The 16,553-nt window shown below is 41.5% G+C and carries 10 protein-coding genes; 7 read left to right on the top strand and 3 right to left on the bottom strand.

What is annotated here, in order from left to right:
- Positions 1 to 562: 562 nt before the first annotated feature.
- From RMX98_RS32690 to ptsP, 5 genes are all read left to right on the top strand, one after another.
- The gene (locus tag RMX98_RS32690; protein ID WP_322677137.1) at positions 563 to 1,900 is read left to right on the top strand and encodes a hemolysin family protein; all 1,338 of its coding nucleotides are present in this window, start codon (positions 563 to 565) and stop codon (positions 1,898 to 1,900) included.
- 211 nt (positions 1,901 to 2,111) lie between these two features.
- Positions 2,112 to 2,468: a hypothetical protein gene (locus tag RMX98_RS32695; RefSeq protein WP_322677136.1), complete on the top strand. Its 357-nt coding sequence runs from the start codon at positions 2,112 to 2,114 to the stop codon at positions 2,466 to 2,468.
- 985 nt (positions 2,469 to 3,453) lie between these two features.
- Positions 3,454 to 6,099, top strand: a complete 2,646-nt coding sequence (locus tag RMX98_RS32700; RefSeq protein ID WP_322677135.1) for a hypothetical protein — start codon at positions 3,454 to 3,456, stop codon at positions 6,097 to 6,099.
- Between the two features lie 326 nt (positions 6,100 to 6,425).
- The gene (locus tag RMX98_RS32705; protein ID WP_322677134.1) at positions 6,426 to 7,622 is read left to right on the top strand and encodes a hypothetical protein; all 1,197 of its coding nucleotides are present in this window, start codon (positions 6,426 to 6,428) and stop codon (positions 7,620 to 7,622) included.
- A 94-nt stretch (positions 7,623 to 7,716) separates the two neighbouring features.
- The gene (gene ptsP, locus RMX98_RS32710; protein ID WP_322677163.1) at positions 7,717 to 10,236 is read left to right on the top strand and encodes a phosphoenolpyruvate--protein phosphotransferase; all 2,520 of its coding nucleotides are present in this window, start codon (positions 7,717 to 7,719) and stop codon (positions 10,234 to 10,236) included.
- A gap of 366 nt (positions 10,237 to 10,602) precedes the next feature.
- On the opposite strand, the gene RMX98_RS32715 is transcribed toward ptsP, so the two are convergent.
- A complete protein-coding gene (locus RMX98_RS32715; protein WP_322677133.1) occupies positions 10,603 to 10,992 on the bottom strand; it encodes a hypothetical protein in 390 nt (129 codons plus the stop codon).
- A gap of 1,103 nt (positions 10,993 to 12,095) precedes the next feature.
- On the opposite strand from RMX98_RS32715, the gene RMX98_RS32720 reads away from it, so the two are divergent.
- Positions 12,096 to 13,880, top strand: coding sequence for a calcium-binding protein (locus tag RMX98_RS32720; protein WP_322677132.1), 1,785 nt, complete (start codon positions 12,096 to 12,098; stop codon positions 13,878 to 13,880).
- Positions 13,881 to 14,266: 386 nt separating this feature from the next.
- On the opposite strand, the gene ilvN is transcribed toward RMX98_RS32720, so the two are convergent.
- Entirely contained in the window at positions 14,267 to 14,785 is a 519-nt protein-coding gene (ilvN, locus tag RMX98_RS32725) for an acetolactate synthase small subunit (protein ID WP_322677131.1), read from the bottom strand.
- 269 nt (positions 14,786 to 15,054) lie between these two features.
- Here ilvN and RMX98_RS32730 point away from each other — a divergent pair, with 269 nt between their 5' ends.
- Complete coding sequence (locus RMX98_RS32730) at positions 15,055 to 15,420, top strand: BON domain-containing protein (protein ID WP_322677130.1); 366 nt, start codon at positions 15,055 to 15,057, stop codon at positions 15,418 to 15,420.
- 37 nt (positions 15,421 to 15,457) lie between these two features.
- Here the strand turns inward: RMX98_RS32730 and RMX98_RS32735 are convergent, their stop codons facing one another.
- Complete coding sequence (locus RMX98_RS32735) at positions 15,458 to 16,390, bottom strand: alpha/beta fold hydrolase (RefSeq protein WP_322677129.1); 933 nt, start codon at positions 16,388 to 16,390, stop codon at positions 15,458 to 15,460.
- Positions 16,391 to 16,553: the final 163 nt, after the last annotated feature.

The raw sequence follows: 16,553 nt of genomic DNA on the forward strand, positions 1-16,553 counted from the left end.
TAGAATAGCACCTAGAGGGAGCGCAAACCCCTAATATTCTTGGATAAAAGGGTGTAGGAAATATTAGTCAATAATTAAGAAAGAAATAAGACCACTTAATAAATCAACTACACTGGCAGTCGCAGCCAGCTATGCCATCTAAAAATTAAACTTTCTTTTTAGAGCATAAGGTACGGAGCTTTAAACATCTCACAAGCTCATCAGTAACTGCCATTGCGTGTCTGAACTATTTCGCAATTTTTGTCACAATTGGGAGAGTTGATTTTCTAACGTCTCAGTAGTATGAATAAGATTCGACTCTTGAGCTATTTTTAGCTGAGTTTCTTTAATAGAGATTTTTCTCAACAGTTAGTTGGTTACATCGATTAATTCATAATTTTCAGAAATCATTGCTGAATTTGGCTCCTCTAATTCTACTTTGAGATTTAAGACTCTGCCTCAAGTTGTTAAACGGCAGGGTTAGCTTCCATAGGTAATAGGTAATAGGCAAGAAGATTTCAGAAGGTTAAGGTATACCAAATTTTTTCAAAAATCAAATATGAGTCCTATACAATAGATAATCATGAACAGTCCATTGACTTGGCTTACTGCGGGCAAATTGCTATCGGTGATTTTCTTGGTGCTAGCCAACGGTTTCTTTGTGGCGGCTGAATTTGCCTTAGTTGCGCTTCGCCGTAGTCGTGTCGAGCAGTTGGTTCTCCAAGCTCATCCCCGTGCAAAAGCTTTACAACGGGCAGTAAATAACTTGGATACTTATCTAGCAGCGACCCAACTTGGCGTAACTATATCCTCTTTGGGCTTAGGTTGGCTTGGAGAACCAGCGATCGCTGTACTCGTCGAACCCGCTTTCCACTGGCTGCCAAAATCTCTATCGCAAACTAGTGCCCATACCTTATCAGTAGTGATTGCCTTCACAATCATCACGTCTCTCCACATTGTCTTGGGAGAATTGGCTCCGAAAAGTTTAGCGCTCCAGCGCACGGAAAGAACAGCTTTCTCGGTTATAAATCTCTTAGAACTATACTTAGTGATATTTCGTCCTGCTGTCCAAGCTTTGAATAGTTTAGGAAATTTTGTTCTTAAGCTTATAGGCTTGGAACCAGGGAGTAGCGAAGAATTGCTTCATTCGACTGAAGAATTGAAACTTTTAGTGGCAGCTAGCCATGAAGCGGGTCTGTTGGGAGAAGCAGAACAAGACGTAGTAGAGCGAGTGTTTAACATTGGTAACAGACAAGTCAGTGCATTTATGACACCACGTACAGAGATGGTTTGGCTTGACATTGATGAACCGTTGTCAAAAATCCGCAGCCAAGTTGTTGAAAGTATTCATTCTTTTTTCCCAGTTGGTCAACAGAGCATTGATAACTTATTAGGTATCGTGCAAACCAAAGAATTTTTAGCCCAAAATCCAACTCAAGCCATTGAACTGCAAGCTTTATTAAAGCCACTTTCATATGTGCCGGAAAGTATGAAGGCTTTGAACCTCTTGGAGTTATTTAAAAAATCTGGGACTCACCTTGCTTTAATCGTAGATGAATATGGTGTGACACAGGGCTTGGTGACAATCACTGATATTGTGGAAGCGATAGTAGGTGATATTCCAACCAGTGAAGAACTAGCCGATCCTGATGTGGTGCAACGTGAAGACGGGTCTTGGTTGTTAGATGGACTGTTGCCAATTGATGAGTTAAAAGAAATTTTAGACATCAGAAAGTTGTTACCAGGGGCAGGAGTCAATTATCAAACTTTAGGAGGATTTGTCGTCAACCAGCTAGGGCATATTCCCTTGGTTGCTGAACATTTTGAGTGGGCGGGACTACGCTTTGAAGTAGTTAGTATGGATGGAAATAGAGTAGATAAAGTGTTGGTTGTGCCAATGCACACTGAAAAAGACCAGTGAGGTACGAATATCTTTGTCTTTGACCTCATTTCAGACTGTTCTGTAGGGGCTACCAGATTTTTTGTCTGCGATCGCTTAACCACTACAACCACTACAATATATTTTCAGACTATGGGGATTTTATGTAAATTTAACCACACATTACTAACTAAAGTTTACAATATAATTACTGAAATTAATCTAGCTACAACCAAACGCTAAGGTTCGACCCATGACTGATAATAAACAAATTGTCTCCCAACTCACCCAACAAAAACCAAAACATGTTTTGGTTGTAGCTCCTTGTAAACTCCCTATCCACAATCGTCACAGGGAATGTTTTCAGACACTCCCTACTTTAAGCAATTGCATTTTCAAAATCATCGCTAATTTGTCCATCATCAGCGCTATGTTGTTTGGCATCAGTGCATTAGGCTACTGGGGATTAGAAATCATTGAAGCTAACACAATCCCGGCGATAGAAGGCAGATACGATTGGCAAACCCAAAAGCATATTTGTTTTGGTTGGATGCTACTTACTTTTTCTAGCTTTCTTGGGAGTGCTTCTTTTGGTGACAAGTCTCACTAATCAGATTTAGAAGGCAGATGTATTATAGATAAACAAATCACTTTCAGCGAGAATTTTATTTGCAGAGATAATATTTACTTTAGAATTATCGATTTGACTGTGAGAGCTAACCCTGCAATGTAGCGGACGCGACTCTTTTGTGCTTCATTCAAGGTTTTAGCCGCCGGTGATTTTCGCCGTTATGCTGCTTAGTCCTTCGTGAAAGCAGTAGTCAGAAAGTTACCTGTTGTAGTATGCAAACGCAAACTTTGTTGAACCTGTATCCATCTGTGCATACTGTCCACTTTCGTCTAACTTGTTCAAACATTTACCTACTGTTTTGTGGAAATTTTTGCTTATAAACAAGAAAAATATGAATAATCCATAAAGATTAGTATTTATATATACATTTTTCGGCAAGTAATGTGAAGAGTATACAAAGATGCTTGTTATGTCTATTTAAGTATAGACATTTAAGTAAGATATTGACTATGTAGTTATTTTGAGGTTATTGAGATATTCTCTCTTTTCAAGCTAGACACCCACGGAGAATACTCCACAAGGAGGATACAAAAAATATCTTTTCCGCTCATAAGTCAACAGTTGACTATTTTCTCTTCTACTAGGACTTAGGCGCTGGCAAAAAAGCAAATATGAAGGGTGGACTTTAGGCATTCAATGTCAGATTTCTTTAATCATCTTTCTTCACTGATTTATAGTGGAAAAAAAGATTAAAAAAGTCTGAAATAATTGATTATCCTGAATGTACGGTTGATTAATTTGTACAGTGCTTAAGACTTAGATAGTTTAAGATATAAGAATCAGTGCTACAGAAAAGCCTTTTTATATTGTTGAACCTACGAGTAATATTAGTGTTTATCAAGGCTTCTGGCTCAAGAAGTATGCCAAAACATAAAAGTTTGGCGAATTTTTGTGCCTGAAAATAGCACAACTGAAATTGACATCTGAAAGTTACTGAAAAATCGATGATTTAAGGTAGAAAATTATGGCAAATATCAATGGCACTAACGGTAATGATACTTTAGTGGGCAGTGAGGAGTCAGACACGATTAACGGTAAAGCAGGCAATGATACTATCACATCTTTCTCTGGCAACGACACCTTGACTGGTGGAGGCGGCAAGGATCAATTTATTTACGGCTCCATTTTTGGGACTGATATCAATATCACCGATTTTAGTGGTGTAGGTAAAGGCGTAAATCCCTCGGCAGGAGTCATTGCCGAAGTGGACACCCTAAATTTCCAGGACTTTGCTGGTTTCACTGCCCAAAATTTGCTTCTGACTCAAAATGGCAATAATCTGGAAATCACCTTTGATCGGGATGCTTATGAAACGACGTATTTTGGTACGGTCAAACTCATCCTGCAAAACTTTGCCCTGGAAAATTTGGATAATCTCAGCAAATCGACTGGAGCTACTGTAGACTCGGGCAATATTCTGTTTTATGGGCAAACTAGTATTACCGACAGCTTTGATGTTTTCAATGCCAACTCCACCCAAAGCACTATCTTCAAAAAGAACACAGTCACCTTTCTTAACGACCTCTCGAATAATGTTAGCGGCTTTGACAACTCAGATGATGTCATCAATGGTCAAGGAGGCGATGACATCATTGACGGCAAAAGTGGGAACGACCTTTTAAGGGGTGACGCGGGGAATAATACTCTCATTGGTGGTGCTGATGATGATACCTTGAATGCTAATTATTTAGAAGGCGATAACCTACTGGATGGTGGCGATGAAAATGACTATCTTCTTGCCTCTGGTGACTACAGCGAGTTCCGAGGCGGAACTAAATTTGGCAATCCTATCTCTGGCAATAACACTCTCAACGGTGGCGCTGGTAACGATAGCTTGAATGCTAATTATTCAACAGGTAATAACCTACTGGATGGTGGTGCTGGTGATGACCGCTTGAATATTTACTATTCAACAGGTAATAATCTGCTCTCTGGTGGCACTGGTAACGATTATCTCTCCGTTTCTGGGTTATTCCTCGGCAGATTTGGATATTTCTCTAGATATTATGGCACAGGCAATAACACCCTCAACGGTGATGCCGGAAACGATACTTTGGATGCTAGTTATACAACAGGAAATAACACTCTCAACGGTGGTATTGGTGATGATTACTTGAATCTTGGCAATTCAGAAGGCAATAATCTGGGCTTTGGGGGCGATGGCAATGACTTATTCTATGTAACAACCTCAGCTACTGCACCCTCTTCTTTAGTCACTCAAACAGTAGATGGGGGTAAAGGTGATGATTTGTTGTCCGTTGATTACTACTTTCCTACTGGAGGAATTACAACGACATTCAATGCGACTACTAACATTGGATCAATTACGTTAGGCACGCGGCGAGTTAGCTACAAAAATATTGAACGATTAGATATCACACTTACAGGCTACGATGACTTGATTGTGGGGAGCAATGGCAATGATACGATAGATGGGGGCAATGGGGGCAATGATACGATAGATGGGGGTAAGGGTGACGATTACTTATCCGTAAATTACAACAATGCTGAAGGAGGAATCACAACGACATTCAATGCCACTACTAATATTGGATCAATTATGGTGGGCACGGAGCGAGTTAGCTACAAGAATATCGAACGATTAAATATTAGAGGTACAGCCTACAATGACAACATTGTAGGAACCTATGGCAACGATACGATAGATAGGGGCAATGGGGGCAATGATACGATAGATGGGGGTAAGGGCGACGATGTATTATCCGTCAATTACATCAATGTTAGTGAGGGAATTACAACGACATTCAATGCTACTACTAACATTGGATCAATTACTGCGGGCACGCAGCGAGTTAGCTACAAGAATATCGAACGATTAAATATCACAGATACAACCTACGATGACAACATTGTAGGCAACGATAGTAACGATACCCTCTCCACAAGCAATGGTGGCAATGATACGATAGATGGGGGTAAAGGGGACGATGTGTTATCCGCCAATTACTACTCTGCTACTGGAGCAATCACTTCAACTTTCGATGCGACTACTAACATTGGATCAATTACGGCAGGTACGCAGCAAGTTAGCTACAAGAATATCGAACGATTAAATATTAGAGGTACAGCCTACAATGACTTGATTGTGGGGAACAGCGGTAACGATACGATAGAGGGGGGCAATGATGGCAAAGATACAATTATTGGCGGTGCAGGTAACGATACGTTGAGGGGTAGCGATGGTAATAAGGATAACACCCTTTATGGTGGTGATGGCAATGACTACCTCACAGGTGGATTGGGATCTGGTTATGACAACCTCTATGGAGGAGCTGGTATTGATACCTTTGCTTTTGGCCGTTACAACTATCGAGGCATCGATCATATTTATTATTTTGACACGGCTAATGAACTGATTCAGGTATCGGCTTTTAATTTTGGTGGCGGGTTATCACCAGGTTCACTTCAGACAAGTCAGTTTACCATTGGAACATCTGCCAGCACTAGAGTTCAGCGATTTATCTACAACGATATTACAGGTGCATTGTTCTTTGACCAAGATGGTAGTGCATCTGGGTTTACTCAGGTACAATTTGCACAATTAGCTAGTGGATTGTCACTAACCGAAAACAATTTTGTGGTTGTTTAATCGTAATTAGCGCTCTGACATCACTCTAAATAAGAGTTGCAAGGTGCTTTTGTAAGCACCTTGCATTTGATTGTTCAATGCAATTAGTGTTAACAGAGAGTAGATATTAGATTTTGTTGCTTAAGTTTTGGCATGGGTGCAGATGGTTTGCAAGTGTTCTTGGCTCAGTCGAATCATGTCTGCGTTTATAATTCTGGTAACTTATAGTGATTCTTGCACAGATATAAGATATCGCCAGGCATAGGATAGCAAAACCGCAGGCGATCGCAACTTATTAGCCTTAAAGTAGTAACGACAACTTATTGTGGAATTGCAATCAAGCAACGATGAATGCTCTAATCAATTTATTGTTTTTTTTGCTGCCGATTCTGAGTAGCTTTTGGATTGCCCAAACTTTCAACCCTCTATCTTCTTATCAACCTCTCCAAGCTGTAGACGGGGCAGCTTTATATAAAAAACAATTAACGAATGGTAACGATGCCTATTTGCAAGTTATTGATATCCGCAAAATGCACATAGACCAAATTATCGGAGAGGTAGATAATATGGGTTTAAATGAAGGTAAATATTATCAAGGAGAAGGTGGACATTACAGCCCTTATTTCCAAAATAAGTTGTTTTCTGAAGTTACAGACGAATATAAAAAACTTTATAAAAACAACGTTTTTTCGATGATTAATTGTTCTTTTTTTGAACAATACCAATCTAGTACTCAATTATCCTTCCCTATTAAACTCAATGATGTAGTCATCACTGGTGGCACTAGCCCCTATGGGCCAATCAAGGAACCAAAAGATAAATATTATAGTAATATTCGCCTCAAAACCTTAGTCTGGGATGACAAGCAGGCGTACATTAGCGATTACAACCAAGCTAGTGGTGCGCCTCTTAATCAAAAAGCAGTGAAAAATGCGATCGTCACTTACCGATACAGCGATCATCCGGCGAAAGTATTAGCCCAAAACCAAGCGAATAAGTATCAAGTCATCGGTACTCTGAACAAAGATGGTGTTCAGGGTGACGAGTTGTTATTGATTATGACGGTGAACCAAGCAACTCTGGACGAAGCAGCCGGTTTATTACGTAAATTAGGAGTCAAAGGCGATATCATCACCGTTGACGGCGGTAGATCAACTTATTTGTTCAATTCCCAGAACGGAAATATTATTATTCCCCAACTGTCTAATCTGCAAGAAAATCCTACTTTCCGACACCTACCTCATTATCTGGGATTCCGTAAAAAAGGTAAAAATCAGGTTGCGCCAAAAATCTTCATCAGTCAGCCAGTGAAGAAAATACTTCCAAAAAAGGATCAGCCTTTTTTAATATTGTGGCGGGATAATTTTGATGGCGATGTTTCCATTAAGTTGTACGATGGGAACAAACTTATCCAAAACATTTCTTCCCGTACTGCTAGCGATGGAGTTTATGAGTGGACACCAAGTATTTCCGTAAAGGAAGGCTATTTTGTTCGCATTTCTAGCTGGAAAGACCGGAATATTTTCGGGCAGTTGCAATTTTAATAAAGATCAGGGCTGTTTTTAGCGGTGCGGAATCGGACAATGAAATGGATAACTAGCTAAACGCAAACCTCTCAACAAGGTTGACGGTGTGGCAGTGATTGGAATTGTTATCGTTTCTGACAGTAAACAACTAGCTTTGGGTGTGCGGGAACTCGCCGCGCAAATGGTTCAGGGCCAAGTTCCTATTGCTGTTGCAGCAGGTATTGAAGATTCGGAAAATCCATTGGGTACAGATCCCATTCATGTTTATGAGGCGATCGCTTCTGTTTTTTCTGATGATGGTGTCTTGGTTTTAATGGATTTGGCTAGTGCTTTACTAAATACAGAAATGGCAATAAAGTTTCTGCCAGAAGCACAACAGGAGAAAGTGTATTTGTGTGAAGCACCTCTAGTAGAAGGTGCGATCGCTGCTGTGGTGGCGGTGGCGGCTGGTAGAGATATTCACCAAGTTATGGCGGAAGCACGTGGCGCACTCTTAGCAAAAGCATCTCAATTGGGTGTAGTTAATAGTTCGTTGTCAGTTGTCAGTTCAACAACAAATATAGAATCACCAACGCGAGAAATCCGGCTGATTGTCAGCAATCGTTTAGGATTACACGCCCATCCCGCAGCCCAGTTTGTGGCAACCGCAGCCCAGTTTCAATCTCAAATTCTGGTGCGGAATTTAACCAGAAATACTGAGCTAGTCAAGGGTGACAGTATTAACCAAGTTACAACTTTAGGAGTGCGTCAAGGACACGAACTGGTGATTATTGCCACTGGTTCTGATGCAGATGAAGCGCTGGCAGCATTACAGGGATTATTTGCAAATAACTTTAATGAAGATAATGCTGCCTCGAACTATCCCTCAGCTTTTCACCATGAAGTTACTCCTGCAACTCATAGCGAATTTTCGGGAATTGCAGTTTCTGGTGGAGTAGCGATGTCTACGACGGGCTTCGCCTACGCACCTGTTGTTCATTATCAACCCACTCACATTTCGATTACGCAATATCATGTAGAAAATGTTGAATTAGAGTGGCAACGATTACAAACAGCAATCAACACCGCCCGACAAGAAATTCAAGCAGTTTTCTCACAAGCATCTCTGCAAATTGGTGACGCTGAAGCCGCCATCTTCGATGCCCAACTACTATTTTTAGAAGATCCAGTACTCTTGGAAACGGCTAAAGAGCGCATCTTAGAACATCATCTCAATGCTGAAGCCGTTTGGCAAGCCGTAGTAGATGAGGTAGTGACTTCCTACCACACCCTTGAAGATTCTTACCTGCAACGAGTTGACAATATTGTAGATGTTGGACAAAGAGTGTTGCGATTACTAGCTGGAAATGCCAGTGTTAACCTACACCTTGAGGAACCAGCGATTTTAGTAGCGACTGATTTAACCCCTTCAGATACTGCAAGACTAGATCCAACAAAAGTGTTGGGTATTTGTACTACTTCTGGTAGCGCCACCTCTCACAGCGCAATTATCGCCCGGACATTGGGTATTCCCACAGTTATAGGAGTAGATGCCCAGGTGTTGCACTTGGCAGATGGTACACTTATGGCACTTGATGGTGAAAGTGGTAGAGCTTGGGTAGAACCAGAATCAGATATCCTGGATTTACTGGCAGCAAAACAGTCAGCTTGGCAAACTGCTCAACAAGAAGCACGAGCTACAGCACATCAACCAGCAATTACTCGTGATGGTCGACAAGTTAGCGTCTTCGCGAATATTGGTAGTATAAGTGATGTCCAATTGGCTGTGGCTAACGGTGCAGAAGGTGTGGGACTACTCCGCACTGAGTTTCTCTATCTCAACCGGACAAGCGCTCCCACTGAAGAAGAACAACTATTAGTTTATCAAGCGATCGCCCAAGTTTTAGATAATCGTCCCCTGATTATCCGTACCCTAGATGTTGGTGGTGATAAGCCGCTTCCCTATCTGAAAATAGGGTTTTTAGAAGCTAACCCAATCTTTGGCTGGCGGGGAATTCGTTTCTGTTTGGATCATCCAGAACTCTTCAAAACTCAGTTACGGGCAATTTTGAGAGCCAGTGGAGGAGGGCAGCAAATTAAGATTATGTTGCCAATGATTTCTACGCTGACAGAGGTACGTGCAGCTAAGGTAATTTTGAGTGAAGTGCAGGCTGAACTAAATCAAGCTGGTATTTTATTTGATGCTGCGATCAAAGTAGGAATTATGATCGAGGTTCCGTCAGCAGTAGCGATCGCCGATCAGTTAGCCACTGAAGTAGACTTCTTTAGTATAGGTACTAATGACCTCAGCCAATATATCATGGCTAGCGATCGCACTAATCCCCGCGTGGCAAATTTGGTTGATGCGCTACATCCAGCCGTGTTACGAATGGTGCAGCAAACGATCCAAGCTGCCCATGCGGTGGGAATAACGGTTGGATTATGTGGAGAATTGGCAGCAGATACTTTAGCAACACCAATTTTATTAGGTTTAGGGTTGGATGAATTGAGTGTGAATCCCCAAAGTATACCTGGAGTGAAGCAGGCGATCGCTAGGTTTTGTATAGTTGAAAGTGAAGCGATCGTGGCATCAGCATTACAACAAGATTCCGCAGAGTATGTAAGACAACTAATCTCGACTTCAGTTATATAGGACTCATATTTGATTTAAAAAAAAAATTGGTATACCTTAATATCCTGAAATCCTATTACTTATTGCCTCTCGCCTATTGCCCATTGCCTATTGCCTCTTGCCTCTCACCTCTCACCTCTCACCTATTGCCTATTTCGTAATTGAAGAATTCAGAATTCAGGAGTCAGAATCACTCTCGTAGAAGGCTTAAACCCGTTTATTTGTACTGAGCCTTGTCGTAAAGCCTGCGGCATAGATACGCTTAGGGTGCAGCCTCTTGTAGAGAAGTAGCGCTCATGCCATCCATCAGTCTCACAGATTTCAATTCTGTTAGCGGATAGCTAAGGTCTAGCCCATTCTAGCATTTGACTCCTGAATTCTGTTTTGTCAAAATCTTATTCCCAGTTGCCCATTAAAACCACGAATAGAATTGTAACCAGCGCCAACAAAAACGTTATCAGTAGCACCTACCTGAACACCACCTGAAACTGCAACACCCTTATCTTCTGAATAAAGTCCAACTCCTACATAAGGTGAAATGACAGGCAAACTGATAAATTTCAAAACATCTACTCCGGTAGCACCATCAGGGCCAACTCCTAACTCAACCCCGAAATTTAAAGCTCTAGCTCCTACAGCATAAGTTATATCACCATCTTTTCCACCCACTGAAACCCAAGGTTGTGGTATCAGTTGAGCTGATGCCTGACTTGGAGAAAATAAAGCTAAAAAACATATAGATGTAATTAATGTTTTAGCAATAATCGCTATTTTCATCTAGTTCTCCTATTAATTGTTTTCTTACAACTAAGCTAATCATATTCAGCGTATTTCCCTACGTTGTAGCAAGTGGCGCGTGATATCCCGGTTGTTTACTTACTAAACCCCAAGAACCCCACCCCGCCAAAGCGTAGCTTTGTCTTTGCTCTTCGGTAGGGGATTAAGTGGAGTCAGCGAGGTCTTCTCCCAAAGGCAGAGGCTAGCGCCAAGAGGTTTCCCCAAGTGGAACATGAGACGCTTTGCGTATAGCGTAGCCCCTTTTCTACGAGAGAGTGAGTGAGCCAACCAGTCCGCTTACTACAGCTATTTGGCTAACCGTGACGGATTGAATGTCATTTGAGTGCCCGATGAGTGCAACATTACCCTAAATGCTGCTTGAGAATTTTATTAACAGCTATTGGATTTAAGAGTATTTAAAGGAAGTATATAAAATTTATGTAAAGCTTAAGTGTTATTCAACGCAAAAATTTATGGATTGAGAGATAAGTTTTAATTATGTTATTAAAATTTAATGTCTTTAATAGAAAAGTATTTTCTTTAATTAAATATAATTGTTTTTAACAAAAAAAATGATATTTGAACCTAACTAAACGACAATACTCAACTAAGACAAAAAACCTGGCAACTTGAAACCAAAAAAATCAGTAGATTTGAAAAAGATTTCATTAAGAGTTACACATATATATTGATGTATTATGAATCAGAATTTATTAATATTTTGAAGATTTAGTAAATAAGTTAGTGTAACCTTATACTTCATGGTAATTAAATAATTATAGATAGGCTCAGAAAGTTTGGGAAAACAACCAAAATGTTTGACCTAATTACTTAATCATTTGCGTAATCAATTAAAGAGCTTTGAGGAAATAAATTATTTAATTTATTAGAGTAGGCGTCTTGATTGCTCTGCCGTTAAAGGAGGGCTTTTCAGGTCGCCCTCAATAAGTAGTTGGATATTTTTTCTTGAGGAATTTCTAACAAAATAATAATGTTTTATAACATTAAATTACGCAAATGACAAGTAATCCACATCGAACTGATGAATAGTTCTTTGACTGAGGCTGAACTTACGTATTAGTGAGAAATTGAGGAGAAATAATATGGCTTTCGGTACAATAAACTCTGAAACGATCAATGGGACTTCGGGAAATGACACTATAGTTGGTTGGGCTAGTGGTGGAAATGCCACTAGTACCTCCGGTAACGATACCTTGAATGGTTTGGCTGGTAATGATTCCCTCGCTGGTGGGACGGCGGACGACAGTTTAAACGGTGGAGATGGCAGTGACATACTTGATGGGGGGTTAGGAAACGACACTCTAAGAGGCGGTGCAGGCAGTGACACCCTCAAAGGCAGCCAAGGCAACGACAGCCTTGATGGTGGAGATGGCATTGATACCGCAGACTACAGTCAACTAGCTCAAAACATTACCTTGGGATCTGTCGGAACCATTCAAAAAGGTGGGGGATTGGGGAAAGACCTACTCTTTAAAGTAGAAAAAATTATTGCTAATGCTAGTGTTGCCAACAACACTATAGATGCATCCCAATCTTCGTCTGGGGTATCTATCACTGTTAACCTGCAAACCCAAAGTTTGGCTGTTAATAACGTTCCTAATTTGGGAACATTGGCATTTACAGCAGTTAACTTTGATAATGTTATCGGCACAAGTGGAAATGACAGCATTGCTGGCGATAGCCAAAATAACCAATTATCTGGTAATGGTGGCAATGACACACTTGATGGCGGCTTAGGTGTTGATACTTTGAATGGGGGAGCAGGCAATGACACTTACCTTATTGACACAACTCTTGATACTATTACAGAGGGCGCGAATGCAGGTACAGATACCGTCCGCTCTTCTGTCACTTACACAATAGGCACTAATATTGAGAATTTGACACTGAGGGAAGGTAGCAGCATTACCGGGACAGGTAACAGTCTTAACAACTTCCTGTTTGGTAATACTTCTAATAACACTCTCAATGGAAGAATAGGCGATGACACGCTAGACGGTAATGTTGGTAATGATAGCCTCAATGGTGAGGACGGCAATGATAGCCTACAAGGTGGCCCTGGTAATGACCTACTCAATGGGGGAGCTGGAAATGATATTCTCATCGGTACTTTTCCCGGCAGTTTGCTTCCGCCTGGATCGGGGGAAACTGATACTTTAACTGGTGGGAGTGGGGTAGATAGATTTATCCTGGGGGACGCTGTAAATATTTTCTACGACGATAACAACAGCGTAAATTCTGGTTTTACGGACTTCGCTACTATTACTGACTTCGACTCTAGCCAAGATCGAATTGAACTCAAAGGAGCTTTACAGGACTACCGCCTGCAAATTGCTGGAAGCAACACACGAATATTCTCAGACAGGGTGGGATCAGAGCCAGATGAGATCGTAGGTATTGTGCTGGCGAAAAACAATCTCAGACTTGATAGTGATGACTTCCTTTTCTATGAGGGGGAAAATGCTGGAGAAGGTACAAACAACACACTGAATCAGGCTGAAGGGTTAGGTTCCTTGTCATCAGGCTCAAACGTTAATCTTTCAGCCCAGCTCGCAACAGTTCAACCGGGGGACAATTCTGATTTCGACTTTTTTAAATTTTCTTTAGCAAGTGCAGGAACTGTCACTATCAAAACAGTAACATTAGGAGATACAGTTCTGGGACTGTTTGACAATTTGGGGAATGTACTGAAAAGTGACGATGATAGTGGCGGTGGCAATTCTTCATTAATCAGCAGTTTCTTGGGTGCAGGTACATACTCTATTTCAGTGAGTAAATATTCTTTATTGCCTCAAGATGGCGGAACTTTTTCTGGTATCACATCTATTCCTGATTTTTCTTATACGTTAGGAGTCAGTGTTGTATAAGAATGTTGTCAATTTACGGATTTGCAGGGACTTCAAAACATTAAAAACTTGATACGCTGACTACAAAAATACCGCGTATATATGGGTAAAGGGTAAAGGTTTTTTCGGCGTTGCATAATTGCGGGATGATTTCGCAAGTTATAAAATCTCCCCCCCTGCTCCCGAAGCACCCCCTGCCTCCCCTGCCTGCCTAAATTCATCCCTCTGTTCTGCAACGCCGTTTTTTCTTTACCCTTACTTCTTCCCCTTTTCCCCAAAACCCGAGAAGTATTGGGGCTGGAGGAGATTTTCACTTTTTTGTTATTCCTAAGCAGAAGTCATAGTAACAATTGCTACTATGACTTCTGCTGCGGTTGAATATTTCTGAGTCTTGATTTAAATCCCAACTAAACCTTTGCTTCCAAAGATTTGAGTAACTCGGTATTCACGCCCGACTCACGAGTTAGAGCAATTTTACCAGTGCGGGCGATTTCTCTCAAACCGAATTTTTGCAACACCTGCACGATCGCTACCAGTTTACCTGGATCTCCCACAACTTCTAAGGTGAGAGAATCTTCCGCCACATCCACGACTCGCGCCCGGAAAATCTGAGACAGTTCGATCACTTCTGAGCGATTGCTGGTACTAGCATTCACCTTCAAAAGCATCAATTCCCGCTCGACACAAGGAGTTTCGGTAATATCCTGGACTTTTAGGACATTGACTAACTTGTACAGTTGTTTGGTGAGTTGCTCGATCACGCGATCGTCGCCAGGGACAACCATTGTAATTCGGGAGACTCCTCCTTGTTCGGCAGGGCCAACAGCAAGGCTTTCAATATTAAAGCCGCGACGCGCAAATAAACCAGATATGCGGGAAAGAACACCCGCCTCATCTTCTACGAGAACTGAAAGGGTATGTTTCATCTTCGCCAACAGAGGCTAGAGCAGGAATTGAGTAACGCAGACACTAGCTAAGGGCAATGCTAGACCTACTACCGCACTAAATTTTCAGTGCGACCTCCTATTGTAAACTTAACCGTTGCACTCATTGCATTCTCAATCGAGAAATTGTCTAGAAATCATATCGTAAGAAGTAATTTAATTGAATGAATATCTTTTTATTGGCAGATGCGGCATTTTTGTAAAACTTTTATACTCAGATTTGATAAGCACGCTAATAGGAGAAAAGTTTTATGGGTTGGTTAAAAAGATTGTTTGGAATGGAAAAACCTGAAAATGCAGAAGTAAATCCAGCTCCACAGGCTGTACAGCAAGCTCCCAGTGCTAATGTTGCTACTGCTACGCAACCGATACCCCCAGAACGGCTGGGTTTGAGCGGAGAATATGACCAAAGTGGTTTAGCCAAGCGGGTAGCGTTGGCATTCGATCAAGACCCCCAACTCGACGATGTTGATACCCTTTGGGTGGCTCAGACGGGTAGCACTGTAGTGTTGAAAGGTAAAGTCCCCAATCAAGATATTCTTAACAAAATGGTTTCTGTGGCGCGTTCTGTAAATGGTGCTACAGATGTTGACACTAACCAAGCGACGATTGGCTAGTTACTACTGATGCGATCGCACCCCCATTGCAAATATCTTAGGGAACAGCCAATGGTTGGCGATCGCCAATCCATCTCTCAATCCAATCTAAAATGGCTTGATTAACTTTTTCTGGACATTCATCATGGGGACAATGCCCTACATCCTCCAGATTCAGCAGCTCCAACTTCTCGTTATATTGGGCAAATTGGCTAGCTAGCGCTGGCGGAACAAATCGGTCTTTTTGTCCCCAAATTAAAAGCATGGGAATTGTTAAGGTTGGTAATACTGTCTTGACACTGGGACTAAAATTAATTCCGATCGCAGCTTTGAATAAAGCACTAAACGCCCTTGCAGAACCCCGGTCTTGGGCAGGGCCTGCTAAAATTTCGATCAGTTCATCGCTAATCGCCTCTGGGTTAGCGTAGGCGATACTAGCCCAGCGACGCAGCACCCCAGGACGGCGAACGAAGTTAAATACAGGTTTAAGTATCAACGGCGAAGCAACAACATTTTTAATTGCACTGACGAGTGGGCGCAGCACAGGAGGAATTGCTTCTTGTTCTAATGAGGGGTCGGGTAAACTCATCATCACCATACCCAGTACCATATCGGGATGAGTGGCGGCGGCGGCCATCGAAATCAATGAACCGTTGGAATTACCTATTAATATTGCTGGTTGACGGATAAATGTTTTCCAGAAATCGTAAACCTGTTCAACCCAGAGTTCGATGCTGTAATTAGCTGCGGCTTTTTCAGAAGCGCCAAAACCCAACATATCTAGGGCGTAAACTGTGTGATACTCACCCAACACTTCTAAATTATGTCGCCAATGACCAATGGAAGCGCCAAAGCCATGTAGCAATATCAGAGGTGTTGTATTGTGGTAATTTTGGCTAGGGCGAATGTAAGTGTAGCGAGTTTGCCAGCCACGCCAAATCCAATCTCTTTGATTACCAACTCGTTCCTGCCAGTGTACCGTAATGGTCACACTTACCTCCCATTTATCAGCGTTGAAATACCATTATAAGAATTGGGCATTGGGGATTGGGTAAGCTGTTACGTATACAACTTGCATAACAGGACTTACGCAACTGGCACAGCGTGATCGCTATTTTATAGTATTTATGTACTATATAAAGTGGCTGACCCAT

The sequence above is a fragment of the Nostoc sp. DedQUE02 genome (assembly GCF_034531035.1).
GTDB lineage: Bacteria > Cyanobacteriota > Cyanobacteriia > Cyanobacteriales > Nostocaceae > Nostoc.

What these genes read in the sequence shown, in the direction of transcription:
- RMX98_RS32730 (WP_322677130.1), top strand. Translation starts at nt 15,055, where the DNA reads ATGGGTTGGTTAAAAAGATTGTTTGGAATGGAAAAACCTGAAAATGCA.
- RMX98_RS32715 (WP_322677133.1), bottom strand. Translation starts at nt 10,992, where the DNA reads ATGAAAATAGCGATTATTGCTAAAACATTAATTACATCTATATGTTTT.
- RMX98_RS32695 (WP_322677136.1), top strand. Translation starts at nt 2,112, where the DNA reads ATGACTGATAATAAACAAATTGTCTCCCAACTCACCCAACAAAAACCA.
- RMX98_RS32705 (WP_322677134.1), top strand. Translation starts at nt 6,426, where the DNA reads ATGAATGCTCTAATCAATTTATTGTTTTTTTTGCTGCCGATTCTGAGT.
- ilvN (WP_322677131.1), bottom strand. Translation starts at nt 14,785, where the DNA reads ATGAAACATACCCTTTCAGTTCTCGTAGAAGATGAGGCGGGTGTTCTT.
- RMX98_RS32720 (WP_322677132.1), top strand. Translation starts at nt 12,096, where the DNA reads ATGGCTTTCGGTACAATAAACTCTGAAACGATCAATGGGACTTCGGGA.
- RMX98_RS32700 (WP_322677135.1), top strand. Translation starts at nt 3,454, where the DNA reads ATGGCAAATATCAATGGCACTAACGGTAATGATACTTTAGTGGGCAGT.
- RMX98_RS32690 (WP_322677137.1), top strand. Translation starts at nt 563, where the DNA reads ATGAACAGTCCATTGACTTGGCTTACTGCGGGCAAATTGCTATCGGTG.